This is a genomic window from Prosthecobacter gellanilyticus, from assembly GCF_007992435.1.
Lineage (GTDB): Bacteria > Verrucomicrobiota > Verrucomicrobiia > Verrucomicrobiales > Verrucomicrobiaceae > Prosthecobacter > Prosthecobacter gellanilyticus.
In genome coordinates this window covers 144,528-167,949 of the sequence record NZ_BKAG01000001.1, presented here as the reverse complement: position 1 = coordinate 167,949, position 23,422 = coordinate 144,528, and the positions used below count along the sequence as shown (strand labels likewise).

17 protein-coding genes are annotated in these 23,422 nt (G+C 61.6%); 9 read left to right on the top strand and 8 right to left on the bottom strand.

Translation table 11 applies throughout. From position 1 onward, the window contains the following. Positions 1–90 precede the first annotated feature (90 nt). From BGE01nite_RS00635 to BGE01nite_RS00610, 6 genes are all read left to right on the top strand, one after another. Positions 91–1,029, top strand: coding sequence for an LpxL/LpxP family acyltransferase (locus tag BGE01nite_RS00635; protein WP_146848321.1), 939 nt, complete (start codon positions 91–93; stop codon positions 1,027–1,029). 36 nt (positions 1,030–1,065) lie between these two features. Further along, positions 1,066–1,278 carry an addiction module protein gene (locus tag BGE01nite_RS29860; protein WP_146848320.1) on the top strand — a complete coding sequence of 71 codons (213 nt, stop codon included), beginning with the start codon at positions 1,066–1,068 and terminating at the stop codon, positions 1,276–1,278. Continuing rightward, positions 1,262–1,594, top strand: coding sequence for a hypothetical protein (locus tag BGE01nite_RS00625; RefSeq protein ID WP_146848319.1), 333 nt, complete (start codon positions 1,262–1,264; stop codon positions 1,592–1,594). The genes BGE01nite_RS29860 and BGE01nite_RS00625 overlap by 17 nt, the downstream gene beginning before the upstream one ends. A 50-nt stretch (positions 1,595–1,644) precedes the next feature. Beyond that, on the top strand, positions 1,645–2,424 hold the full coding sequence (locus BGE01nite_RS00620) for a polysaccharide deacetylase family protein (RefSeq protein ID WP_170266499.1): 780 nt from the start codon (positions 1,645–1,647) through the stop codon (positions 2,422–2,424). A gap of 62 nt (positions 2,425–2,486) precedes the next feature. Further along, a complete protein-coding gene (locus tag BGE01nite_RS00615; RefSeq protein ID WP_146848317.1) occupies positions 2,487–3,464 on the top strand; it encodes a magnesium transporter CorA family protein in 978 nt (325 codons plus the stop codon). 21 nt (positions 3,465–3,485) lie between these two features. Then, on the top strand, positions 3,486–5,378 hold the full coding sequence (locus tag BGE01nite_RS00610) for a hypothetical protein (protein WP_146848316.1): 1,893 nt from the start codon (positions 3,486–3,488) through the stop codon (positions 5,376–5,378). 178 nt (positions 5,379–5,556) lie between these two features. On the opposite strand, the gene BGE01nite_RS00605 is transcribed toward BGE01nite_RS00610, so the two are convergent. The 6 genes from BGE01nite_RS00605 to BGE01nite_RS00580 all read right to left on the bottom strand — a co-directional run bounded on the left by BGE01nite_RS00605 (position 5,557) and on the right by BGE01nite_RS00580 (position 19,663). Continuing rightward, the gene (locus BGE01nite_RS00605) at positions 5,557–13,683 is read right to left on the bottom strand and encodes an autotransporter-associated beta strand repeat-containing protein (RefSeq protein WP_146848315.1); all 8,127 of its coding nucleotides are present in this window, start codon (positions 13,681–13,683) and stop codon (positions 5,557–5,559) included. 278 nt (positions 13,684–13,961) lie between these two features. Further along, on the bottom strand, positions 13,962–14,807 hold the full coding sequence (locus tag BGE01nite_RS00600; protein ID WP_146848314.1) for a sugar phosphate isomerase/epimerase family protein: 846 nt from the start codon (positions 14,805–14,807) through the stop codon (positions 13,962–13,964). Positions 14,808–14,923: 116 nt separating this feature from the next. Continuing rightward, on the bottom strand, positions 14,924–15,922 hold the full coding sequence (locus BGE01nite_RS00595; RefSeq protein WP_146848313.1) for a YheT family hydrolase: 999 nt from the start codon (positions 15,920–15,922) through the stop codon (positions 14,924–14,926). A gap of 123 nt (positions 15,923–16,045) precedes the next feature. Next, on the bottom strand, positions 16,046–16,714 hold the full coding sequence (ispD, locus tag BGE01nite_RS00590; protein WP_146848312.1) for a 2-C-methyl-D-erythritol 4-phosphate cytidylyltransferase: 669 nt from the start codon (positions 16,712–16,714) through the stop codon (positions 16,046–16,048). A 6-nt stretch (positions 16,715–16,720) separates the two neighbouring features. Then, positions 16,721–17,173, bottom strand: a complete 453-nt coding sequence (locus BGE01nite_RS00585; protein WP_246145627.1) for a GatB/YqeY domain-containing protein — start codon at positions 17,171–17,173, stop codon at positions 16,721–16,723. Positions 17,174–17,434: 261 nt separating this feature from the next. Further along, positions 17,435–19,663, bottom strand: a complete 2,229-nt coding sequence (locus BGE01nite_RS00580; RefSeq protein WP_170266498.1) for a BamA/OMP85 family outer membrane protein — start codon at positions 19,661–19,663, stop codon at positions 17,435–17,437. 78 nt (positions 19,664–19,741) lie between these two features. Between BGE01nite_RS00580 and BGE01nite_RS00575 the strand changes: the two genes are divergently transcribed. Both BGE01nite_RS00575 and BGE01nite_RS00570 read left to right on the top strand, forming a co-directional pair. Further along, complete coding sequence (locus BGE01nite_RS00575; RefSeq protein ID WP_170266497.1) at positions 19,742–20,401, top strand: murein hydrolase activator EnvC family protein; 660 nt, start codon at positions 19,742–19,744, stop codon at positions 20,399–20,401. Between the two features lie 58 nt (positions 20,402–20,459). Continuing rightward, a complete protein-coding gene (locus tag BGE01nite_RS00570) occupies positions 20,460–21,224 on the top strand; it encodes a platelet-activating factor acetylhydrolase IB subunit (protein WP_146848309.1) in 765 nt (254 codons plus the stop codon). 20 nt (positions 21,225–21,244) lie between these two features. Here the strand turns inward: BGE01nite_RS00570 and BGE01nite_RS00565 are convergent, their stop codons facing one another. After that, a complete protein-coding gene (locus tag BGE01nite_RS00565) occupies positions 21,245–21,514 on the bottom strand; it encodes a hypothetical protein (protein WP_146848308.1) in 270 nt (89 codons plus the stop codon). Between the two features lie 8 nt (positions 21,515–21,522). Continuing rightward, complete coding sequence (locus tag BGE01nite_RS00560; RefSeq protein WP_146848307.1) at positions 21,523–22,287, bottom strand: fibronectin type III domain-containing protein; 765 nt, start codon at positions 22,285–22,287, stop codon at positions 21,523–21,525. A gap of 128 nt (positions 22,288–22,415) precedes the next feature. Between BGE01nite_RS00560 and BGE01nite_RS00555 the strand changes: the two genes are divergently transcribed. Further along, complete coding sequence (locus BGE01nite_RS00555) at positions 22,416–23,408, top strand: DUF5077 domain-containing protein (RefSeq protein WP_146848306.1); 993 nt, start codon at positions 22,416–22,418, stop codon at positions 23,406–23,408. The last annotated feature ends 14 nt before the right edge of the window (positions 23,409–23,422 follow it).

The following is a 23,422-nucleotide window of genomic DNA, read 5'->3' as shown; positions in this document are numbered from 1 at the left end:
TGACTCGACCGATGGTCTGGGGCAAAGCATGTGCTGCACGTGCGGTCCTGGCTTTTCTGAGAGAGGGCACCGCACCCGCCAGATTCGCTGATGACTCCCGAAGCCACCATCCCACACGCTGCTCCCGCCAGTCCGCCGCTGCGGAACACGGGGCTGCATGGGGCCTTCTGGACACGCTGCCTGCTGAAGCTTCTGCGCTTCGTGCCCATGCGGCTGGCGCTGATCCTCGTCTGGCCGGTCACCGCCATCATCTACATGCTCGCCCGGCCTCAGCGCCGGGCCATCCTCAGCAATCTCGCTGCGCTCAAGCCCGAGCAAGGACCCGTGCTGCGCTGGTGGTCGGGCTGCCTGGTGTTCGTGAACTTTGCCCTCACCTACCTGGACCGGCTGTGGTGCATGTACTTCAAAAAAGAGGTCTCCTGGGAGGTCTCCCACATGGAACGTTTTGAGCAGCTGCGCGCCCATCCCGGGGGCGTGATCGTCTTCACCATCCACAGCGGCAATTACGATATCGGCGCCACGCTCTTCGCGCAGAAGTTTGGCCGTCGTCTGCACACCGTGCGTGCTCCGGAGCAGACCGAGCAGCTGCAAAAATTACGTGAGCAGGAGCTCCGCCGCACTGAGCAGCAAAGCCCGCTGCTGCATGTGCACTACAACTATGGTGACAACCATCTCGGCCTCGAACTCACTCGCGTGCTCATGGACGGAGATGCCGTGGCCGTGCAGGGAGACCGCGTGCTCTCCGCTGTCTCACCCGTGGCCATGAGCTGCGAGGGCCGCACCTATCAGATCCCACGCGGGCCGCTGGTACTCGCGGAGATCTCCAAGGCACCCTGCTACCCCATCATCCTCGAGCGCACCGGCTGCCTCCGCTACCGCATCCATGTCGGCGAATGCTTTAGCGATGGCACCTCACGCCTGCGTGCAGATGACATCGGCAAACGCTGGCTGCCCATCCTGCATCGTCATCTGCAAAATCACTGGGACCAGTGGTTCGTGTTTGAGCCGCTGGTGACCTTGGAGAAGTGAGCTTGAACTCTACGGCTCAAAGATTAGCCTCAGACCATGCCTGCGACCAAACTGCCTCTTCGCCAGCGTGCCCTCAAGTTACCCGCTCGAAAGCGCCTGGGACTGGCAGCTCTCTTGATCGAGAGTGTGACCGCAGACTCCGGAGTGGATCCTGCCCTCCTCAAAGAACTGAAAAAGCGCTCTCATGAGCTGCAATCGGGGAAAGTTCGCGGCCTGAGCACTGAAGAGGCTTATGGCTTTTCGCTTTGAGCTCATCCACCATCCCAAGGCGTCGATCGACTACTTGGACGCAAAAGCCTATTTCAATGAGATTGATCCTGATCTGGCCAAGCTCTTTGAGGATGATTTTCGAACGGCTCTGCGTGGACTGGCCAGCGGACGAAGCTCGACACATCTATACACCTCAGGCAGCACTCTCCGCTGGGTAAAACTGCGTCGCTTCTCTCACAAAGTCTACTTTGACTCGGTCGACGACGGACAACGGCTCATCCTCGCTGTGGTCAGCGGCAAAAGACATCCAAGAACCATTTTACAGATGCTCCGGCGGCGGCATCGAAGTCCGTGAACCTGCGCGCTCGAAACGCAGAAAACTCCACCTTCCAGATGATCCCGCCCATGCCACCCGCCTGCCGTCGTGAGAGCAGGCGTGCCTTCGTGGTGAGTGTGGCTCCGGCCACAGCCGTGGTGCTGGCCGTGATCACCGGGTTCTATGAGTTCGCGGCGTGGATTTTTGGCCTCACTTTCATCGTCATCTCGGTGGGCACCATCTTGCCGAAGTGCAGGCTTTTCGGGCCTCTGATCACTCGCCTGCCTGAGGGCACAAAAGGTGTCTGCATCACCATTGATGACGGCCCGCATCCAGACACCACACCAGCCTTGCTCGATGTGCTGGATGAGCATGGAGCGAAGGCCGTGTTCTTTCTCATCGGAGATCGCGCACAGCAGCATCCGGAACTGGTTCGCGAGATCGCCAGACGGGGGCACCTCATTGGCAATCACTCGCAGACTCATCCTGCGGGCACGTTTTGGCTGCTGCGCCCCTGGAACCTCTGGCGGGAGGTCGCAGGCTGTCAGGAAACCCTGCGCGGCATCCTCGGCCAGGCACCTACGTGGTTTCGTCCGCCGGTAGGACATCACAATCTTTTCCTCGCCTCCATCCTGCGGGCGCTGGGGCTAAGCATGATGATCTGGAACTGCCGCGGGTTTGATGGTGTGAGGCGTGATGTGGCCGTCATCCTGCGCTGCATCGAGCCTGACCTGCGTCCGGGAGCCATCGTTTTGCTGCATGATGTGAACCCCATTTGTGCCGAAGTTCTGCGCGGAACTCTGCAGCGCGTGCGTGATCTCGGCCTGCCCGTGGTTCTCCCCGCAGAATTGTCAGCGAAAGCCGCGTGACGACTGCCTTTTCCGTGGCATGAAAAAAAGCTGCCGTTACTGTTCCGGCTCCACCCCCACGCATGGTTCGTCTCCTCACCCAACAAGGTCAGCTCATCGGCTGGAATGACGAGAAGGTTCGTCCTTTCCCGGACAACCTTGTCTTCCTCGATCTGCTGAATCCTTCGCGCGCCGAGGAGCTGGAGGCGGAGAGCTGGCTGGAGTACACCCTGCCCACTCGTGAAGAGATGCAGGAGATTGAGGAGTCCAGCCGGCTCTATGCGGAAAAGGGCGCGCTCTACATGACCGCGTGGATTCCCGTGGGCCTGGACACTCCCGAGCCAGACAACACCGCCATCTCCTTCGTGCTCGCGCCGGACTGCCTGACCACCGTGCGTTATGCGGATCCCATGGCTTTCCGCATCCTGGTGGATCAGGTGAAGCGCCAGTGCCCCTGCCCGATGAGCAGTGACGCTGTCTTCCTTGCGCTCTGTGAGTTGATCGTCGCCCGCATCGCGGATGCCCTGCAGATGATCGAGAGTGATTTGAAGAAGCTCGCGCGTGAAGTTTTCCGTCTTGATCCACATCGCGCGAATGCCGCGGTGGAAAAGGACCTCGGTGACGTCGTGAAGACCCTCGGCCGTCGCAGCGCGCTCGTGGCGAATCTTCGCGAGAGCCTGCTCAGCGTCAGCCGCATGCTGCAGTTCTTCCTCAGCAATGCCGCCACCTGGATGCGTGGTGACCTCGCCGCGCAGTTCCGCTCCGTGATGCGTGACGTGAAGTCACTCGATGAGTACACCAACCAGCAGACGCAGGAGATGACCTTCCTGCTCGAGTCCACGCTGGGTCTCATCAACATCCAGCAGAACCAGATCATCAAGATCTTCACCATCGCCAGCGTGCTCTTCATGCCGCCGACGCTGATCGCCAGCATCTACGGCATGAATTTCGATTACATGCCCGAGCTGAAGCAGCCCTTCGCCTATCCGCTGGTCATCTGCGCGCTCGTCATCTCTGCCTTGATTCCCATCTGGTGGTTTAAGCGCAAGAAGCTGCTTTAATCCAGGTGCCCAACCACCACCATGCGCCCCCCAAACGGACGCCGTCCGCCTTCACGTCATCGCCCTGCACCTGCACCCGCTGTTTCCAGCACACCGCTGGGGGAGATCGCGCATGAGTTTGAGGCTTGGCGAAAAGCACAGCCGGGCAAGCCGAGCCATGGAGCGCAGCGCCACTACTGGCGTCCGCTGGATGCCAAGCATGGCCCGCGTCCTGATTACCTGCTCTGGCGCCATCTGCATTGCCCGGATGCGCTTCCGGAAAAGCGCCAGGACATCGCTGAGCTCGCCACGAAGGCCCTGAAAGCCCGCGAAGCCCACGTCGTGCTGCCTGCCATCCTGCTCGTCACTGGCTGGCTTCTCGAGGGCAAGGCTGGTGCTGCCGAACCAAAAGTGCGTTCGCTTCTGCAGGAAACCCTTCCACGCTTTGACAAGAGCCTGAAGGCTGATCCTTCGGGCGAGCTCGTGCGCTGGCTGGCCCAGAGCCTTGTGCGCCCGGATCATGCGGCGCTTCTGACGGATCTGAGCGTCCTTTTCACCTCGCTGGATCCTGCCTGGAAGCAGGGGCGTGCCGTCGCTCTGCCGCAGGCGGACTGGCTGCCGGTGCTGCCTCGCGTCATCATTCGCTGGCTCGTCACGGCTCTTCGCAGCCTAACGAAAGATGCGAAATGGCTGCACACCGCCTGGCGTCTCATGCGCAGCCTGCGGCCGGATGGCGCGCTCATCCGGCCCGCTGAATGGGAGCTGCTCATGGCGGCTGCCTCGGCGGCACGCATCGCCGGTCATCATCCGGAGGCCCTGCGCCTCACCGCCCTCGCGCTGCCTTTGCTGCCAGATCGTTCTCCTGAGCCGCTGCGCCAGCGTGCACGCGTGGCCGCATGGTTCCTCACAGAGTCAGGCATCGAGGCACCGGCCTCTTTGCGTGTGAATTTGGATGACCTGCCATTTCCGGGTGATGCACCGACAACGGACAAGGGTCAGGAAGCCACGCGGCTCTTTCGTGACGAGGCGGACCTCTTTCAAACGCACCTCCTCAGCGAGGTCGAAGCCGATGCTGACTGGCAGAAGCTGCGCGCCGCCGGCATCGCTCTTCATCATCCACTGGCGGCCCTGGCCTGGGTGGGCAAGCGCGCGCAGTCTTATGCGCTGAAGAAGCAGCATGACCTTCTGCAAGCCGCGGTACGCCTGGCTTTGAAGCATCATTCATTAGGCACACTGGCTCGCATCCGTGCCGAATATCCGGAATCCGCCGCTGCCGTCCTGGAGCTGAACCGCACCCTTCGCGAAAGCCAGCGCCGCCTTCCCGTGCTGCGTGACTGGGCAGAGTGGCGCCGCACCACGGACTGCCTCCGCACCGCCTGGGGACGCCTTGAGAACGATGCCCTCCAGGATGAAGAAGCGCTCTTCTTCCTGCATGAGACATTGCTTGATCGGGAAGCCACCCTGCTGCGCTGCCTTCCTGAAGACCTGCGTGCCCTCGCCGCGGAGCACACCTCCAGCCCGCGCCGTCCTTCCGCCTTGGTCCAGGCGCTCGATGCCGAGCCCAAGCTCTTCCAGTCCCTGGAACATCAGCGCGCCGTCGAGCTCTGGTCCATTGCCTCGGAACTGCGTGAACGTCCGGAGATGGCCGAAGCTGCCTGGATCAGCCTCGTGCTCAAAGGCGAGGCCGCGTCCGGCAAATACAGCTGGATCCTGCAAAGCGCCATGGGCCGCAAGAGCGCTCAAGGTCGCGTGCGCACGACAGAGGAGTTCCAAGGTCTCGCCAACGAGCTTGTCGCGCTTGCGAAGTCATTCGCTCCTGAGTTGAAGCGTGTCTATCTCGCCACGGATCATCCCAACCTTACGTGGCCACCGGAGATCGAGGTGAAGCGCATACCCTCTTGGGAACATGCTTTCCGCGAGATGCGCGGGAAGTGAGGAAGTCGCAAAGCGTCCCGGAGTGCGGTGGCAAAGATGCACGGGCCACCGTGCATCGTCGACACCGCTCTCGTGCGCGCACTACGCTTTCTCATCAAAAAGCATTCTCTGCGCACACAGCGGTGTCGCGCTTGAGAGCTTCCCACCGCACTCCACGACGCTACCGCGACTTCAACGCTCAGCATGCCACCCGCATACGCCTGCCCATGAGCATCAGCATGCCCATGCCGAGGAGCATCACACGTCCGGGCTCGGGAATGATCATGACGGTGCCGCCGATGTAGAGATCGGACAGATCCCACACTTGGTTAGGCATCAGGCTGGGCAGCTCCAGACGGTCAAAGGTACCGGACACCGGCCCGGTCAGGTTGCTCCAGTCAAAGAGTCGCCATTTGTCGCCATATGTCCAAGAGGTCATGCTGTTGGGATTTCCAATGACCAGCCGGGATCCGCTGAGAATGCTGATCTGCCCGCCCACGCTGAGCATGTCCGCAGCACTGGCTTGCAGGGTGTTGTCCCCAAGGCCTGCACCCGTGAGCAGGTCGATCATGACCGCGCTGTTGGTGTCGAGACGAAGCAGGCCGCTGCCGCTCGTCGTGATGGTGATCTTGCTTGCGATAGTACCGCTCCCCACGCTCAGCGTGCCGCCGATCAGCACGGACTTGTCTGATCCCGCCATGATGCTCCCGCTGCCACCAAGAGTCGTGCCGAGCAGCGTGGTCACAGATCCCGTGCCAGTGGCCGAGCCCGTGCTGTTCGCCAGGACCAAGGAGCCACCATTGAGGCTCGTGCCGCCACCATAGGTGCTGGCTCCACCCAGGGCGAGCGAGCTGTTGCTGATCTTGGTGAGAGCCACATTCGCGCCGCTGATCACACCGTTGAAAGCCGTGCTCGGTGGCGTGCCTCCCGGTACATTGCCCACGGTCAAAACCGTGTTGCCCGCGGAGGTGATCGTGCCGGTGCCGCTCAGAGATGCAAAGCTCTGGCTGGTCCCGAGGTTGAGCGTGGAAGCCCCGCTCATGTTCAACTGGCTGAAGGCTCCAAGCGCAGTCGCTGTGGGAGAGTTCACCGTCAGGCTGGCCCCAGGTGCTGCACTGAGGTTGATCACCGTGCCCGGAAGCATGCTGGTTGCATTCGCCGTTAGGTTGACCGTGGCACTCCCCATGCCCGTGTTTTGAAAGGTGATGCTGCGAGCAGCGATGGCCTGGTCACTGAGAGCTCCAAGCGTCAGCGTCATGGCGGCTGTGGCACTGCCCTGCACATCGAAGACCGGATTCCCCGGTGCAAGCTGGAGTCCACCAATCGTCGTGGCCCCAAGAGTGAGCGCAGCCGTGCCGCTGGTGACATTGGGACCTGCCTTGACGGTCAAGGTTCCGCCTCCGATGCCAAGCGCACCGAGCGTCAGTGTGTGACTGCTGTCGCCGACCGTGGCTCGATCCACCTCGATGGTGGAACTGGAGAGCAGGTTGACCGATCCACCGACCGTGCCGCCTGCATCAAAGCCGAGGCTGAGCTTGCCACCATTGAGAGCCATGATGCCGCCACCGATGACGTTGAGCGCCGTGCTGTTCTGCAGCCGCAGCGTGCCTTCATCAATCTGGTTGGCCCCGCTGCGTGCGCTCGCTACCGTCGAGATGAAGGTCAGCGTTCCTGCGCCGACCTTGGTCAGTAACACATTTCCAGTTAGGCCAGTGGCGTTGCTCACTGTGATGTTGCCAGCGCCGCCGACCTTGGCGGAGCCACCGAGGACAGCGGTGCCGGTGATCGTCGCTGTCATATTGGTGTTGGAGTTAACCAACGCACCCATTCCGGCGTGACCGGTGCCGGCAAAGCTGATATTGCGCGCGAGCGGCTGCCCGTTGAGGTCCAGCGTGCCCCCGGCGCTCACCGTGACAGAGCTGGTGTTGGTGAGAGCAGTAGCGCTCGCCAGCTTCAGAATGCCAGCGGAGACCGTCGTGAGTCCTGTGTAGGTGTTGTCGCCGCTCAGAGTCAAAGTGCCCAGACCACCTTTGAGGATGGCCAGCGTGCCGGTGCCATTGCTGAGAGAGCCGCTGAAAGTACTGTCGATCGCCGCCGCATTGTTCAGGCTGCCGATGGTGAGGGTAAACGTGCCCGCTGTGGTCACCGTGCCCGCCCCTGAGAGGCCGCCGAGAATGGGCGAACCATTGAAGACGTTCAAGATCGATCCGGCGCTGATGCTGACACGCGGAAGCAGGCCCATGGTGTTGCTCGCAGCACTGGCGGTGCCGAGGTTCACCGTCACCCCGGCATTCGCACCGCTGACCAGGTTGATCACCGTGCCATCCAGGAGGCTGCTGGCATTCGCCGTGAGGATGACCTGGCTGTTCGTGGTGCTGGCACCGTTGTTGGTGAAGGTCAGTGTCCGCGCCACGCCGAGGTCATTGATGGCCGCCAGCGTGAGGGTGGTGGTGCCTCCTGCCGCATTGACCGGGCTGCGCACGTCAAAGGTCGGGTTTCCATGCAAGGTGAGGGAGCTGAAGGACACGCCTGCATTGGTGGCCGCTGTCGTCACATTCGTCCCCGCACCGATCACAAGCGTGCTGGTGTTCATGACGAGGCCGCCGAGCACGTGGGACACTCCTGCCCCAGCGGTGGAAGGATCCACGATGATGGCGGAGTTCGCGCTGACGAAAGGACTGTAGGCCGCCGCAGTCACCGTGCTGCCGAGACTGAGCGTGCCTCCGTTCAGAATCACTGGCGCGGCGGAGGTGCCGAGACCTGCGGCAGTCAGCACCCGCACCGTCCCACCATCCAGTTGGTTAGGCACGGTGCGCACGCTGTCGACGTTCAGTGTCAGGGTGCCTGCACCACTCTTGATCATGCGGAAGGCGCCTGTCAGAGCACCGGTGGAGGTGATGTCACCCGAACCACCGAGGGTCGTCGTGGAGCCCATGGTGATGACACCGACCTGCGCCGCCGTGGAGGAGCTGTTGATCAGCGCGCCATCGCCTTTCGGACCATTGCCGTTCACCGTCACACCATTTGTGATCGCCTGACCATTCACATCCAGCGCGCCACCTGTGCGCACGTTGATGGCGGAGCTGGTCAGCGTGCCGCCCGAGCTGATGCGCAGCGTGCCGCCCGAGACATTGGTGGCTCCCGTGTAAGTGTTTCCTGAACCAAGGATGAGCAGGCCAGGACCGCTCTTCGTCACAGCGTTGGCACCATTGGCAACAATAGGCACCTGGAGCGTGAGCATGTCATTCTCACCAGCCGTGCGGAAGACCAGCTCAGCACCGGAACCGGCACGGATGGCACTGCCAGCACTACCACTGATGATGGCACCACCAGCGGTGTTTCCCGTCATGAGAAGCCCGTTCACCGTGAGTGTCTGACCAGCGTTCAGCGTGATGTTGTGATTGCCCGCGATGTTCAGCGTCGTGAAGGTGGCGGCGTTCTGCGCAGTGAGCGGTCCGGTGATCTGCTGATGTGTGGAACTCGCGAGGCTGGCGGTGCCTCCGCTGGTCACCGCGCCAGCATCGCTGCCATAGGCCATGGCACGCACAAAGCCGCCGCTGTCATTCCAGACAAAGGCGGCGCCATTGAAGAACAGACCTTGGTTGATGAAAGCATTCGCCGTCACTCCCGTGAGGCTGATGCGATTGCTGACTCCGTTTTCACCGCCTGAGACGATGAAGTTCCCCGTGGCCCCTGCGGTGCGTGCGACCAAAGAACTGAAGGTGAGAGCGCTTGTGCCGCTGCCGCCATAGGTGCTCTGCACGGTGCCTTCACCTGCGGAGAAGGTCAGTGCGCCCAGCCCCTGCGTGCTGCCCGTGTTCAGACTGCGATAATCAAAAGTGCTGAGGCCGTTGAAGGTCACGGCTGGCGTGGTGGTCCAGCTCCCGCTCGTTCCATTGCCAAGGCGGAGAGTGCCGTTGGACATCGTCAGCGTGCCCGTGCTGGTGTTGGCTCCTGTGAGTGTCCAAGTGCCAGCTCCTGTCTTGGTCACCGCACCCGCGCCTGTTCCAATGACACTGTCGATCCTGCCCTCGGCCGCGCCCGTCAACGTGAGCGTGAAGGCTCCGGTGATGGTGCCTGCGTGTGACAACGTGAGACTTCCACTGTCTGAGGAGATGGTGGATGCCGTGGCGAGTGTGACGAGGCCCGCGTAGGTGTTGGTGCCGCTGACATTGGCCAGCGCGCCGTTTTGGATGCCATACGAGGCCGCGCCGCCGAAACCGCTACCGTTCAGCGTGAGCGGCTCTGCAGCCGTGGTGATGCCACCCTCAAGCTGTAGCGTGCCAGCGCTGACCACGGTGCCTGCCACCGTGGAGCCCAGCGCATTCGCATGGCGGATGTTCAGCACACCCGCGCTCAGCGTGGTCAGTCCTTCATAAGTGTTGTCGCCAGTGAGGATGAGCTGGCCGTTGCCCGCCTTGGTGAGAAGCCCCGCAGCGCTGCCCTGGCTGATGACACCGCTGATGGTGGTGCGGTCCCAGGAGGAGGAAAGCGTGATGGTTCGCGTGGCCGTGACATCCGTGCCGATCTGCAGACCCGAAGCGATGCTGCTGATGCCCGTGACGGTGGAGATGGCGGTGCCAGGCAGGATCAGTTTGCCACCGCCGGTGATGGTGGTGCCAAACATCGTGGACGTGGTGCCGATGGTCTGTGTGTAACCGTTCAGGTCGAAGGTCGAGCCGCCATTCAAGATGAGCGTTCCATTGTTCGCGATCTGCTCATTCCCCTCCAACTTCAACGTGGCTGGTCCCTGGCTGCTCCCGGCTGCGACACCGACGGTGAGGCTCCCTGGAATCGCCAATGCGCCGCCCGTCTTTGCAAGGATGAGCGTGCCTGCATTAATCGTGGTTAGGCCGGTGAAAGTATTGCTCACGCTACCGCCGAGGGTTTGGGTGCCTTTACCGCTCTTGGTTAGAGTGCCGGTGCCGATGTCGAGCACACCGGTGAAGGAACTCGTGTAGTTAGTAGCATTCGCCGCATTGCCCAAGATGAGGTTTTGCGTGCCTGTCACCGTGCCGCCGCCAGCCAGCGAGCCAAAGGTGGGCGCGGCTCCGAGTGTGAGCGTGCTGCCCGTGGCCACATTTACCTGTGCGAGAGAGCCGACGGCTGTGGCGCTATTTAGATTCAGGTTCACCGCCCCACCTCCGACGCTGCCGATCTGAACGGCCGTGCCATCCACCAGACTCGTGGCCGCAGTGCCGAGCACGACGGTGCTGGCTGCGGTGCCACCATTCATGAAGCTGATCGTGCGCGGTGCGATGGCCTGGTCATGAAAGGCTCCTGGCGTGAAGACCAAGGTCGCGGTGCTTGTGCTGCGCACATCAAAGGTGGGATTTCCTGGAATCAAACCCGTGCCGCCGATGGTCACGCCACCCAATGTCATGCCGATGGTCCCTGAGGTCACATTCGAGCCTGCGCTGACGGTGAGTGTGCTGCCTCCGATGCCTGTTGCGCCGAGCGAATGAGTGATGCCACCTGCACCTGCCGTGGCCCGATCCGCGACGAGGCCAGAGGAGCTCATCACATTGAATGCACCGGTGTTCGCAGCATTTGTCACATCATAGGCCAGCGCCAGGGTGCCGCCATTCGCCACATAGGCCCCCGTGCCCAGGCTGGCGATGGCCGTGGCGCTCGCTGACTGGAGACGCAGCGTTCCGGCATCGATCTGGTTCGCGCCACTGCGGGTGCTGGTGGTGGTGCTGTTGATCATCAGCGTGCCTGCACCCGTTTTGGTGAGAAGAACTGCGCCCGTGATGCCTCCGGCGTTGTCGATGGTGATGGCTCCGTTGTTATTGATCAACGTGGCAGCGCTCATCGCCACAGTACCCGTGAGAGTGGAAAGGGACCCGCTGCTGTTTTGCAGGGCTCCTGCCACACCGGCTCCAGCCCCACCCAGCGTGACGTTGCGGGTGAGCGGCTGGCCGTTCACATCCAGGCTGGCCCCGGTGGCGATGGTAACCGCAGAGGTGGTGGCAAGGGCATTGGCATGAGCGAGGCGCAAAGTGCCTGCGCTGACCGTGGTGGCTCCAGCGTGGACGTTGTCACCCGCCAGCACCAATACTCCTGAACCAATCTTGGTTAGGGTCGAAGCTGAAGCGTTGAGATTCAGTCTGCCGTTAACGTTGATCGTGCCTTCGCCGCCGAGGATGAGATTGTAGGCACCCGTGATGGTGCTCGTCGCCGGAGCAGCCGAGGAAAAAGTGAGCGTGCTGTCGCGGTCAGCCGTGATCGTGGCATTCGTCACCAGCGTGGTGAGGCCGGAAATCGTGTTGCTGCCGGAGATGTTGCGGATTGCTCCGAGGCCGCCATCGCCATAACCCGCCACGGAGGCAATGACACGGGTGACCGTGATGCCCCCTGCCAGACCCAGCGTGCCGGAGTTTTCCACGATGCTGATGGTGCCGGACGTGCCGAGCGCGCTCGCGTGTTGCATCACCAGGGTCCCGCTGGAGATACGCGTACCGCCTGTGAAACTGCCCGCACCAGTCAGCGTGGTGCGGGAGCCTGGCGCACCGTTCACCACAAGACTGACCACACCGCTGGTGCCATTGTTGGTGATGCCTGAGTTGATCACTAGAGAGGAAGCGGGCGAGTGATTGGAAAGGAAGAGCGTGCCTGCGGTGTTCGTCACTGAACCTCCGGCGGAGAGAGAACTGCCGGAAGCTCCGACCGTGAGATTACCCGCGCCATTCACGAGCTGTACACCGCCGGTCACGCCGAGCCTCAGTGTCTGGCCAGTCGTTGTCTGCACCGTGCGGTCGGCGGTGAAGTCCGCCATGGAGAGTGTGTTCAGGTTGGTCGTGGTGACACCCGTGGTCGCAGCCCCGATGGAACTTCCAGTTAGGCCTAGGTTGGTGGTCGCCGGTGCGGTCGCCAGGCTGCTGCCTGTCGTGTAGAACGTGTCTCCAAAGTAACCTGCCGAGAGAACACCGCCAGCCCCCACACGTGCCCAGCTTCGCTGTCCGCTGGACGAAGTGTAAGCAGCAAAGGAGCCCACGAGTCCCTCGCTCATTCCAGAGGTGGTGAAGCTGCCACCCGTGCCTGCATTGAAGACAACCGCGCCCGTGGCATCACCCTGCGTGATGGTGCCCATGGAGACATTGATGGCTCCACCCGCACCTGCCACCAGCTCCACCGAGGACTGCGTGCCAGCCACGGTGACATTGCCCAGACGCTGGATGTGCGTCTCTCCTGTCTCACCCTGAAGCCTGAGCACCGTGGGGGAGGCGCCTCCGTAGAGGGACAGCCCTCCGGGTGCCGGTACATTGTGATAAAGAATGTCATCCTGCGGTGATGTCGCGGCCGTGAAGTCCAGGATGGTGACACTGCCGTTATTACCCAGTGAGGCCCTGCCCAGCACCGTGGCGCCACGGTAGGTGTTCGCCGCCTGGAGCAGCAGCGTGCCATCTCCATTGAAAGAGAAGCGGTGAAAGGCAAAGCCTGTGGGGCCTTCATCGGTGATGGGTGCCGTGATGGCATTGTTCGTCGAGTTGCTGCCGCTGCTGGAGGTGTTGATGCCAGCGTCTGCCTTCAGCAGGATGCCACCTGAATAGATCTGGTTGCTGGACGTCATGCGGATGGCTCCATAGGCGGTGCTGCTGAAGGCCAGGCTGTTGCCCATGCCCGCCAGTTCAAAGGCATTCGTGTAGGTCGTTCCCGCGCCTGCGCTGACCACCGTGCCGCCGGCTTCAACGATCACCTTGTTCACAAGACCCAGTGTACCAGGGCTGGCGAGGCCGAGATACACACTGCCGCCGACAGACAAAGACTCCGTCAGCTCCGCGTTCGTGGTCATGCTCAGGTTGATGAACTGGAAAGCAGTTCCGGCATCGTATTTCTCAAAGCGCAGGTTGGAGCCCTTCAAGCGCAGGTTCGCGCCGAGGCCGAGGAACTGCGAGCCGCCCGAGGCACCACTTTCAATCCGGACCAGCCCGTTGGCACCAAAGTCCAGCACGCGCCCGGCCACATCACCATTGAGGCTGTATTGATGATTGGTCGTCGGTGTGGTCGCGGAGATTGCCCGGAAGACAAGTTGGGCGAGCTGGATGTCTGAACCGACCGTGATGACCTGCTGGCTCACCGTCGTCGCACTGATCACGCCGATGTGGGCGATGGCAGTCGTGGAGTTCGTCCAGTAGTCGTTGGTAGAACCATTCCACCAATTGGTGTTGCTGGTGTTCGTGTTCCACGTGCCCAGACCATTCTGAGCACCGGTGGCACCCCCGACATCCCAGGTCAGTGTCTGACCCGAGGCCGGAAGCGTGGAGACAAAAAGAAGGAGAAGACCGGCAATGACGCCGGTCTGGCGTGTGGTGGAGATGAACATGTCTGGGGGGAAGGACTTGTTCAGCGAAGTGGTTGTTCCCCCAGACTCAGCCACCCTTACGGGTGCACGGTATGCCGACTCTGAAGCAACGATGACTCCCTCTTGAATAGCAGTGTCAGTGCCACACTGGCCTCATCTGCATCTCTTGTTTTGATGCTTTTATCACGCCTGCGCTGCTGCTTTGCGGCACTCTTCAAACAAGCATGACACCACTCTACAAAAAGGCCTGTGAACCGTAGTCCACAGGCCTGTGAGTGAGAGGAGAGATGCGTTAAGCCTTACTTCGCAGGCTTCCAGTTCTTCACGAACTCCAGGCTCTGCTTGATCTCAGGCACGCTGGTTTCCCAGTTGTGCTCATACTCGCAATGCACCGGGCCATGAAAACCCTGCGCATGGTATTCCGCGAGGATGCCGGCGATGTTGCTCTTGCCAGTGCCGAAAGGAAGATCGTGAGCTTTAACGTCACCAAAGGCGGTGAGGTCCTTCAGATGGCTGTCAAAGATGCGGCCCTTGAGGATCTTGATGCAGTCGACTGGATCCAGTCCGCTGCGCACCCAGTGGCCCACGTCAGCACAGGAACCCATGCGCGGATCGCGATCCTTCACCAGGCCCAGCACGTAGTTCGGATCCCAGAAGAGGTAAGCGCGGTCCAGCGGGCGCTTCGGATGGTTGTGGATCGCCATCTTGATGTCGAACTCCTTCACCAGCTTCTCGATGCCATCGAGACCGGCCACATCGGGCTCGCTCACCACGATGCTGATGCCCATGGTCTTCGCGAACTCGAACACCTTGCGGTCAGCCGCGGCGTCCTTGCCCAGCTTCACCACGCCGAAACCCACGGCGGTGATGCCTTTTTCAGCCAGCTTGGCCTTCACTTTCTCGATCATCTCCGGCGTGGCGTTCTGGTCCCACTTGGCCTTGTCGTCATATTTCTGGCCAGGATAGAACTCGATGGTCTTGCCACCGGCTTCCGCGGTTTTGTCGATGGCTTCGAAGACCGAGTACAGGCGGAAGCTGTAGGCCTGGCAGCCGGCGAAGAACTCACCGACTTTGGCGGATTCAGGGATCTCGGCGGCGAAGCAGGTCGCCGCGAGGAAGGAGAGAAGAAGCAAAGCTTTTTTCATGGTTTGGAGGGCGGATTTCAACGGGTGCCGCGCAGACGTCCTTACACGGCGCACCGACAAACACCAACAGGTGCCGCCCGAATCACTCGAACCGCATGAAACCTTGCACGCGCTCGTCACGGAGCCCCATGGGAATGAGGCACTACGTCTCTGAGAAACTCCAGCACTCGCCTTTCCGACCAGGGCTGCAAGCCGGCACGGAAGTCATGAAAGCCCACGTGGCCGCCATGGCTCGGCGCTTCCAGGTGCACATACTCGCTGCTGCTGGCCAGTTCTTCAGGGAAGGAGGCCTCAGTCAGCAGCGGGTCATTGCGTGCATTCAGCAGCAGCGTCGGCACACGGATTTGCGGCAGGTGGGGCAGGGAACTCGCCCGGGCCCAGTAATCCTCCGCATCCGCGAACCCATGCAGCTTGGCCGTGATGCGCTCATCAAATTCCTTCAGGCTGCTCACACCCTGGATGCCATCGCTCCCAGCCAGCATTTCATGCAGTTCCGGATAGCGCTTCGACTTGCGGATGACCTTGTCCTTCAGGGATTGCAGGAAGCGCTGCTGATACACACGGTTCCCCGGTTTCAGATCGATCGCCTTCGCACTCGAGGCCAGATCCACCGGCCCTGAAATGCCCACCACGGCTTGCACCGAAGCATGGGCTGCGACCTCGCCCACACACTTCAGGCTGACATTCGCTCCAAGGCTGAAGCCGATGAGAGCGATGCGCGCATAGCTCTTGCTCGCATGCTCAATGAGCAGATGCAGATCACCGGTCTCGCCACTGTGATAAAAGCGCCGCAGACGGTTCTCAATGCCACCGCACCCCCGATAGTTCCAGGCCAGCACATCCCAACCTGCGCGCATGAGCGATCCCGCCATGCTGCGGATGTAGATCGCATCCACCGAACCTTCGAGTCCATGCGAGAGAATGGCCAGCGGACGTGCTTCACGGTTCTGCGCCTGCATCCAGCGCAGCTCCAGAAAATCACCATCTTCCAATTCAAGTCTCTCAGCCTTGTCCCAGCGCGGCAGACGTCGCGGCAGCAGCACCGGCAGGATTGTCTGCACATGGCCACCCCTCAGCCAGCGCGGCGCAGCATAACAAGAAGTGAGGAGAGGCATACACTCAAGGATAAGCAGACTCTTTTAACCACTAATGGCCAAGCCATCAGAGGTCTGGTCAGTATCAGTGCCAATTAGTGTCCATTAGTGGTTAACAATGTATTCGAAAACACGGACAAGCTTTCACGGCAGGAATCTCTCAGCCTGGGTGAGATCAGCCGGGAAGGTGATCTTGGGGTTCGGAGAGGTGTTCTCCACCACAAAGACCTCCGTGCCCACATGCTGCACGGCGGAGACTTCATCGGTGACCAGGGCTGCATCACGGATCACGGCTTCATAGGCACTGACGAGCAGCTCCTTCGTAAACACCTGCGGTGTCTCCATGACCCATACGCCATTGCGATCCAGAGACTCGGTGATCTTGCCACTAGCATCCGCGCGCTTGATCGTCTCTGTCATCGGACGTGCGCAGGCCACCGCCTGCTTCTCACGTGCGGAGGCAATGCACTTGCTGATCTGCATCGGGCTGATGAGCGGACGCGCGCCATCATGCACGGCGATGATCTGCGCTTGGGGTGAGCAGGCCCGGATGCCTGCCCACACGGAGAAATGCCTTTCCGCACCACCAGGAATCACAGCCACTAATTTGGTTAGGCCACCCTTGGCGCGCCAGAGCTCGATCTGCTCCGCCACTTCATCACCCGTGACGACCAGGATCTCGTCCACGTCATCACAGGCCTGAAACTGTTCCAGCGTCCTCCGCAGCACCGGCACACCAGCCAGCGGCGCGAGGAGCTTGTTAAAGCCCATGCGTCGGCTGCTTCCGGCGGCGACGATGATGGCGGAGGTCATGAGCGATTACTGAAGGCGCTTCGCCACTTCACCGGACAGCACGCGGTTGTCGGCACGGCCTTCGGAGCGCTCCTGCAGCACCTTCATCACACTGCCCATGTCCTTCTTCGAGGTGGCACCGAGCTCGGCGATGACGGTCTCGACGAGCTTCACCAGATCCGCCTGGCTCATGGCGGCTGGCAGATATTTTTCGAGCACGGCGATCTCGGCCTTTTCGGTGTCGGCCAGATCCTGGCGTGCAGCCGCTTCATAGCTGGTCACACTGTCCTGGCGCTTCTTGATCTCCTTGCGCACCACGGCGATGGAGTCGGTATCGTCCAGCTCGCCATCCGCGCCGAATTTCTCGATGGCAGCATACTTGATGGCGGACTTCAGGCCGCGCACCACATTGAGGGCGACGGTGTCCTTGGCCTTCATGGCCGTTTTCATGTCTTCGACGATTTGAGCGGAGATGGGCATGATCAGATGAGGTTGGTTCGTTGAGGACAACGAGTCTGCCCCAGCGTGCGCGGCTTGTCCACAAGCACACTTCACAGGTTCGGGAAGCATGGATCAAACCACAGAGTCGTCTGTTTCCAGGCTTCTGGTCTCTTGCGTTATTCCTTCCTCTTGCGGTGCTCTTCAAAGAACACCGCGAGAGAAAAGAATAACGCAAGAGACCTAGGCCAGGACCTTCCGGCGCCTGATTGCAAGCCACTCATCGCTTCGATCAGCGTCTCGTTAAAACGCAAAGCCGACGGTCACATGCAGCATGCCACCGCCCTCACCTTCACGGCGGGATGTGTTGTGGCCGTAGTCGATGCGGATCGGGCCAAAGGGCAGGTGATAGCGCAAACCGGCACCGATGGTGGTGCGGAAGTCGGAGGAGTAGTCAAAGGGGCTGCTGTTGTTGCCGCGGCCCAGGCTGCCCACGTCCGTAAAGACGGCGAGCTCGAGGTTGTTGTAGATCTCGTAGCTCAGCTCCGCATTCGTGATGAGGGCCGAGGTGCCGCCCAGCGGTGTGCCGCCCTTGGTCTTCGGTCCCAGCTCACGCTCGGCAAAGGCACGCACGCTGTTCGGGCCGCCGTTGAACACACGCGAATCGATCGGGATGTCCTCCGCAGGCGCGCCCTGGATGTTCAGCAGCGCTCCACCGGCGGCAAAGCGCAGCTTCTTCGTGATGGGCCGATACCACGCTCCACGCAGATCCGTGCGCAGATAACTCACGCCGGAGCCCATGACATCGGAAGTGCTTTCCAGCCGCGCGCTGAGAAACCAGCCCTTCTTTGGCAGGACCGTGCTGTCGCGGTAGTCGAGCAGCGCACTGAGGCCTAAAGAGGTCAGCGTGTAGAGATCCGGGCCGATCTCCTCTTTCGTGAGCTTGTCGGTGTCGACACTGTTGATCGAAGCACCGCCGAACAAAGTATAGGAAAAATGGCGGTTCACACGGCGCGCCAGCTCCAGGTTCAGGCTGGTGCCGTAGCGGGTGTACTCGAAGAGGTCAAAGGTCTCTACCGCCAGCCTCGCGGAAGCTGAGAAGGGCGAGTTCAGGAAGGCCGGATTCTTGAGGCTTAAAGATCCCAGCGGACCCGCATTGCTCCAGCTCAGATCCGCAGCCAGCGTGTTGCCCGTGTCCCAAAGATTGGTGTTTCTCCAGGTCACACCAGCCTGCGGACCCAAGAAGGTATCAAAACCCACCTCGAAGCCCAGGGTCTTCGGCTTGGTCTCCTCACCAGTGATCACTAGATCAGCGACCGGCGCTGAGGCGGCTGAGGCGATGGTGTTGGGATCCACCGCCTTGCCCATCTTCTTCGGATCCACATCCAGCCGGGCAAACATGCTTGTGTCCAGCGCGCGACGGAAGGCCACGTCCAGGTCCTCGGCGGAGTAGTAGCGGCCTTCCAGCTCGCGGAAGCCGGCTTTCAACACTCGCTTCGAGCCCTTGCTGAAGTCCTCATGCGGCTGCACCTGGCCCACACGATATCTCGCGCCTGTGCTCAGGAAGAAATCCACATCCACCGTGCCGCCTTGTTTGCCCAGATCATAGTTCGAGGTGGCCTGCGCATCCAGCCAGCCAGCCTCTTGAGCCAGGCTGCTGAGGCGGGTTTCGATCTGCTGCACCTTCGCCTCATTGAAGGGGCCGCCCTTCACGCTGGCGACGATCTCCAGGGCCTTCTTCTCAATCTCGGGTGGAGCACCATTGAAAGCGACGGTACCGAACTGGAACTGCGGCCCCACCTTGATCTCCACGGTCAGATCCCGCAGACCTTCGGGGCTGATATCGGCGGAGGGTTGCAGAGTCACGGTGGACTCCAGATAGCCCTCCGCGCGCAGGCGACGCTGCACCAGGGCCGCGCCAGCGGTGAGCTCCCCATCGACCCAGAGCGGATTCAGCTTGTCCGCGTTCTCCTTTTCCAGGCTTGCCCGCAGCAGGAAGCGGCGCATCTCCTCCGGTGGCAACACGTGGGTGTCGCCTTTCCAAACGATATTGCCCACCTTCACCTGCACTCCGCTTTGCACGGCCAGCACGATGGTCCCGCCCTGAATCTCCCAGCGCACCTCCGCCTGCGGCCAGCCCTCGCGGATCAGATGCTGGCGCGTGAAGAAGGCCAGGTCATCTGCCAGCGGTTCGTTCGCACTGCCCGCGCCGGAAAGCGTGAGCTGGTCCTTCAGCATCGGTTCCAAATGTTCCCACTCAGCGGCCTCGATGTTTTGCACCTGCACCCTCACGCCCCCCTCCTGCACCACATGGTCCAGGACGGCAGGCATGGGGATCTGCGCCAGACCCAGGCAGGAGATCAGCACCCCCGCGACGACCGGTGCATAGCGGGAAAGCCTGCGAACATCTGGAGGTGAGAATGTGCTCTCCTTATCCGACCTCCCTGTGAGTCCAGCACCAGCATCCTCCGCAGTCACCCGTTCAGCCTGGGGACTGGAGAGGCTACGGCGTGGGTAGCGACGGCGAGACATCCCCCGGCGTCTCGCCTTTGAAGCTGCTTTTGTCAATCTGGCCGGGCTTTCTCGCATGCTTTATGCCATCGTATGGGGATGAGATCACGCCTACCAGGACTCCTCGCCGCACTTCTAACGCTGCTGCTGATCGCCGTGGCTGTGTGGCGGGCGCGAGAGACTGGCCCGGTGCCTTTCGACCCGGCCTTTCTGCGCCTGACGCCAGTCGAAATCTCCCGGCTGCCGCTCGCCACGCGGTTCGACGCGCCGATGGGCTCGGAGCACGGTGCGCTGACCTACAATGCGCAGCCCTTCCGCATCAACCGGCACCTGGGAGATGACCTCAACGGCATCGGCGGGCAGAACTCGGATCTTGGGGATCCCGTCTTCGCCTCCGGGTTCGGCCGCGTGGTCTACGCCGGTGTGCCCGGACCCGGCTGGGGAAAGATGATCATCCTGGCGCATCGTGTGCATGGGGCCGTGAATACGCACGTCATCCAAACCGTGTATGCCCACCTGGACCAGATTCTAGTGGCACCTGATGCCGTGGTCAGGCGCGGACAGCAGATCGGCACCGTCGGCACCGGGGACGGTCAGTATCTGGCGCACCTGCACTTCGAGGTGCGTGAGGGCCCCTACATCAATCCCGGCGTGGGCTATGCGGATGCCGCGCTGAACCGCATCTCACCCGAGCGCTTCCTGGCCGAGCATCGCGGGGCAGGGGAGGACCTGCTGAATCCGGCGCCGATGGTGAAGTGAAGAGACCAGTGATTTTGGCATTGTCTCCATAGAGGCGTTTCATCACCATGCGTGCCGCATGAAAATTCTTGCCCTCGCCACCACCTCACTCCTCCTCCTTTCTGTTGCCCTTCAGGCGCAGACACCGGCTCCTGCCAAACCCGCCGCTCCTGCGGTGAAGCTGCCCGCGCAGGCACCCGATGTCGCCGCGCCGAAGCTCGGCCCTGATGGCAAGCCGAACACTGGCTTCATGGCCTCCCATGAGAAATTCGTCGGCATTGCCAAAGAGGGCAAGGCACAGCTTGTCTTCCTCGGTGACTCCATCACCGCTGGCTGGGGCAGCAAGAAGGACATCTGGGACAAAGCCTTCGGCCAATACACTCCCGCGAACTTCGGCATCGGCGGTGACCGCACCCAGCATGTGCTCTGGCGCATCGAGAACGGCGAGCTTGAAACCATCAAGCCCAAGGCCGTGGTGATCATGATCGGCACGAACAACTCCGGTTCGGATCCTGCGGAAGGCATCGCCAACGGTGTGACCAAGATCGTGGAGACCGTGCGTGCGAAGCAGCCGCAGGCAAAGATCCTCCTGCTCGCCGTGTTCCCACGGGGGGAGAAGGCCAGCCCGAATCCAGGCCGCGACAAGCTGAAGCAGGTCAATGCGATCATCGCCAAGCTCGATGACGGCAAGAACATCCACTTCCTGGACATCGGTGACAAATTCCTTCAGCCCGATGGCAGCCTGACGAAGGAGATCATGCCGGACTTCCTGCACCTCTCCGCCGCCGGCTACCAGATCTGGGCAGACGCCATCACGCCAAAGCTGGCTGAACTCATGAAGTAAGAAGGCGGGCTCTCAGGGCCTCACTTCTTCTTTTTCAGCACTGACTTTAAGAGCGCCTCCGGTTTCCAGCCGCGAGGCGTTTTTATGCCCCGGCTGCTCCACTCCATGCCACGCGTGATCCAGTCCTCACGCCACTCATCATAGGTTAGGCCATCGTCATCATCACTGACGCCGAACTGGAAGCCGCAGGCCGGGCAGATCTCAAAGGAGGCGCTGCCAGACTTGCTGCGCGGGGCTTCCTTGAGCTGGTCAAATCCGCAAACGGGACAGGTGTGGGTGGAGACTTTCATCGGCTGGCTTATTTGAAGGGGAGCTGCGCGGGTTGGATGAGCTTGCCTGGCTGGCGGTCCCAATAGGTCGGGCTGTTTGGACGGAAATAGGTCTTCGTGGTGCCGTCACGATTGTAGGCTGCGAAGGCCCGTGTTTTTGGATCGTAGACCCGCAGGCTCTGATCTGAGTCATCCCACTTCATGGGCAGCCCGCCGGCTTTGGCCCGCTGGAGGAAGAGCCAGGCCTGCGCAGCATAGTCATCCGGGCTCTTGCTCTGAAAATCCGCGCCGTGGCGGTCGAAGTGATCCTGCAGGGAATCAATACGGCCCCAGGTCTGCCGGGTGGGTGGAGCACGGGCTGCCGTGGGTGCGGTGGTGTCTGGTTTAGGCTTCGGGGCGTCCGGTTTGATGGCATCCATCACCTTCTCCAGCATGGACTTCGGCGGAGTGGCCTTGGGTGGCGTTTCGGCGCTGGTTTTGGCAGGAGCGCCCAGGGTAAAATTCCCCTCGCCCAGCTTCTGCCGGGCACTGCCGACCTCGTAGTAGTAGGTCGTGCCCTTCGTCAGGCCTGGAAGAGTGACATTGTGCTCGGCACCCACGGGACCTTCCAGCTTCTGATCCAGCTTTGTCAGCGAGGTGCCATAGCTCAGCCGCGTGCCGCAGGCCACGTCTGTGCGCCAGGAGACGACCGCCCCCGTGGCACTCTGCGCCACCGTGGGTCCTGAAACTAGCTCCACAGCCTGGGCAGCCTGGGCAGTGATCCAAACCAGGGCCGTGAGGACAAATCGAGTCATGGGACTGAAACTAGACAGCGCAGCTCGAAATGCCAAGCGCAGGAATCTCCGCTAACGAAACGCCTGCGAAACCGTTTTAACGTGCTGCTCTTGCAGCCCACCGCCCGTTCCGCGCCCCCATCTCACCCATGATCCGCCCCTTTCTGACCTCGGCCACCCTCGTCCTGGCTTTCGCCCTGTGCTCCTGCGGCAAAAAGCAGGAGGCTTCTGCACCGAAGCCAGCACCTGAGACCAAGCCCGTCGCGGCCGCACCAGCCCCAGCAGCGGCACCGGCGCCTGCTGCAAAAGCGCCCGAGCCAACGAACCTCGTGGACATGAGCGACTTCGCCAGCACCGAGCCGCTGGAGCGCAAAGACCTGCCGAGCCGCGGCATCATCGCCTTCGGACCCGAGGCGCATGACCACTCGAACGGCGCCCACTGGGAGAACTATGTGTGGACGAAGTTCAAGGCCAAGCGCTGGGGCAAATATCAGGTCCGCCTCACCTACACCCTCCGCCGCTCCTCTCTGGGCCTGCAGTTCCGCATGGGTGATCTGGTGGTGAAGAAGACGCTGCAGTCCTCCATGGCCCCGACCAAGTTGTCTCTCGGCGAGGTCTACATCAAACAGGAGGGAGATTTCCCGTTCGCCATGCTCACCCCGCCCACGGATGACGGCAGCTTCAATCTGATCGAGATCGCCCTCGTTCCGACCGCTGAAGGTGACGAGATCAAGCAGGCCGCCGATGGCAGCATCACCCTGCTGGCCAAAGACGCCACGACCTGGTCCGAGAACATGCGCTTTGAGCCGAAGCCCGAGAAGAACTGCCTGGGTTACTGGACGGAGGCGGACGACTTCGCCGAATGGGAATTTGATGTCACCAAGCCCGGCAAGTACAAGGTCACCGTCAGCTACGGCTGCGGTGGTGGCAATGAGGGCAGCGAAGTGGAGCTGAAGCAGGGCACGCAATCCCTGAAGTGGACCACGAAGGACACCGGCGGCTTCCAGAAATGGCAGGAGGTGCCGCTGGGTGAGATCGAGATCACTGTCGCAGGCCAGCAGCGCCTGGTGATCGATCCCGTGACCAAGGCCAAGGCTGCAGCGCTGGACGTGCAGAAAGTGGTGCTCACTCCGGCAGGCTGATGTAAGCGCTGCCG

What these genes read in the sequence shown, in the direction of transcription:
- BGE01nite_RS00635 (WP_146848321.1), top strand. Translation starts at nt 91, where the DNA reads ATGACTCCCGAAGCCACCATCCCACACGCTGCTCCCGCCAGTCCGCCG.
- BGE01nite_RS29860 (WP_146848320.1), top strand. Translation starts at nt 1,066, where the DNA reads ATGCCTGCGACCAAACTGCCTCTTCGCCAGCGTGCCCTCAAGTTACCC.
- BGE01nite_RS00625 (WP_146848319.1), top strand. Translation starts at nt 1,262, where the DNA reads ATGGCTTTTCGCTTTGAGCTCATCCACCATCCCAAGGCGTCGATCGAC.
- BGE01nite_RS00620 (WP_170266499.1), top strand. Translation starts at nt 1,645, where the DNA reads ATGCCACCCGCCTGCCGTCGTGAGAGCAGGCGTGCCTTCGTGGTGAGT.
- BGE01nite_RS00615 (WP_146848317.1), top strand. Translation starts at nt 2,487, where the DNA reads ATGGTTCGTCTCCTCACCCAACAAGGTCAGCTCATCGGCTGGAATGAC.
- BGE01nite_RS00610 (WP_146848316.1), top strand. Translation starts at nt 3,486, where the DNA reads ATGCGCCCCCCAAACGGACGCCGTCCGCCTTCACGTCATCGCCCTGCA.
- BGE01nite_RS00605 (WP_146848315.1), bottom strand. Translation starts at nt 13,683, where the DNA reads ATGTTCATCTCCACCACACGCCAGACCGGCGTCATTGCCGGTCTTCTC.
- BGE01nite_RS00600 (WP_146848314.1), bottom strand. Translation starts at nt 14,807, where the DNA reads ATGAAAAAAGCTTTGCTTCTTCTCTCCTTCCTCGCGGCGACCTGCTTC.
- BGE01nite_RS00595 (WP_146848313.1), bottom strand. Translation starts at nt 15,922, where the DNA reads ATGCCTCTCCTCACTTCTTGTTATGCTGCGCCGCGCTGGCTGAGGGGT.
- ispD (WP_146848312.1), bottom strand. Translation starts at nt 16,714, where the DNA reads ATGACCTCCGCCATCATCGTCGCCGCCGGAAGCAGCCGACGCATGGGC.
- BGE01nite_RS00585 (WP_246145627.1), bottom strand. Translation starts at nt 17,173, where the DNA reads ATGCCCATCTCCGCTCAAATCGTCGAAGACATGAAAACGGCCATGAAG.
- BGE01nite_RS00580 (WP_170266498.1), bottom strand. Translation starts at nt 19,663, where the DNA reads ATGTCTCGCCGTCGCTACCCACGCCGTAGCCTCTCCAGTCCCCAGGCT.
- BGE01nite_RS00575 (WP_170266497.1), top strand. Translation starts at nt 19,742, where the DNA reads ATGAGATCACGCCTACCAGGACTCCTCGCCGCACTTCTAACGCTGCTG.
- BGE01nite_RS00570 (WP_146848309.1), top strand. Translation starts at nt 20,460, where the DNA reads ATGAAAATTCTTGCCCTCGCCACCACCTCACTCCTCCTCCTTTCTGTT.
- BGE01nite_RS00565 (WP_146848308.1), bottom strand. Translation starts at nt 21,514, where the DNA reads ATGAAAGTCTCCACCCACACCTGTCCCGTTTGCGGATTTGACCAGCTC.
- BGE01nite_RS00560 (WP_146848307.1), bottom strand. Translation starts at nt 22,287, where the DNA reads ATGACTCGATTTGTCCTCACGGCCCTGGTTTGGATCACTGCCCAGGCT.
- BGE01nite_RS00555 (WP_146848306.1), top strand. Translation starts at nt 22,416, where the DNA reads ATGATCCGCCCCTTTCTGACCTCGGCCACCCTCGTCCTGGCTTTCGCC.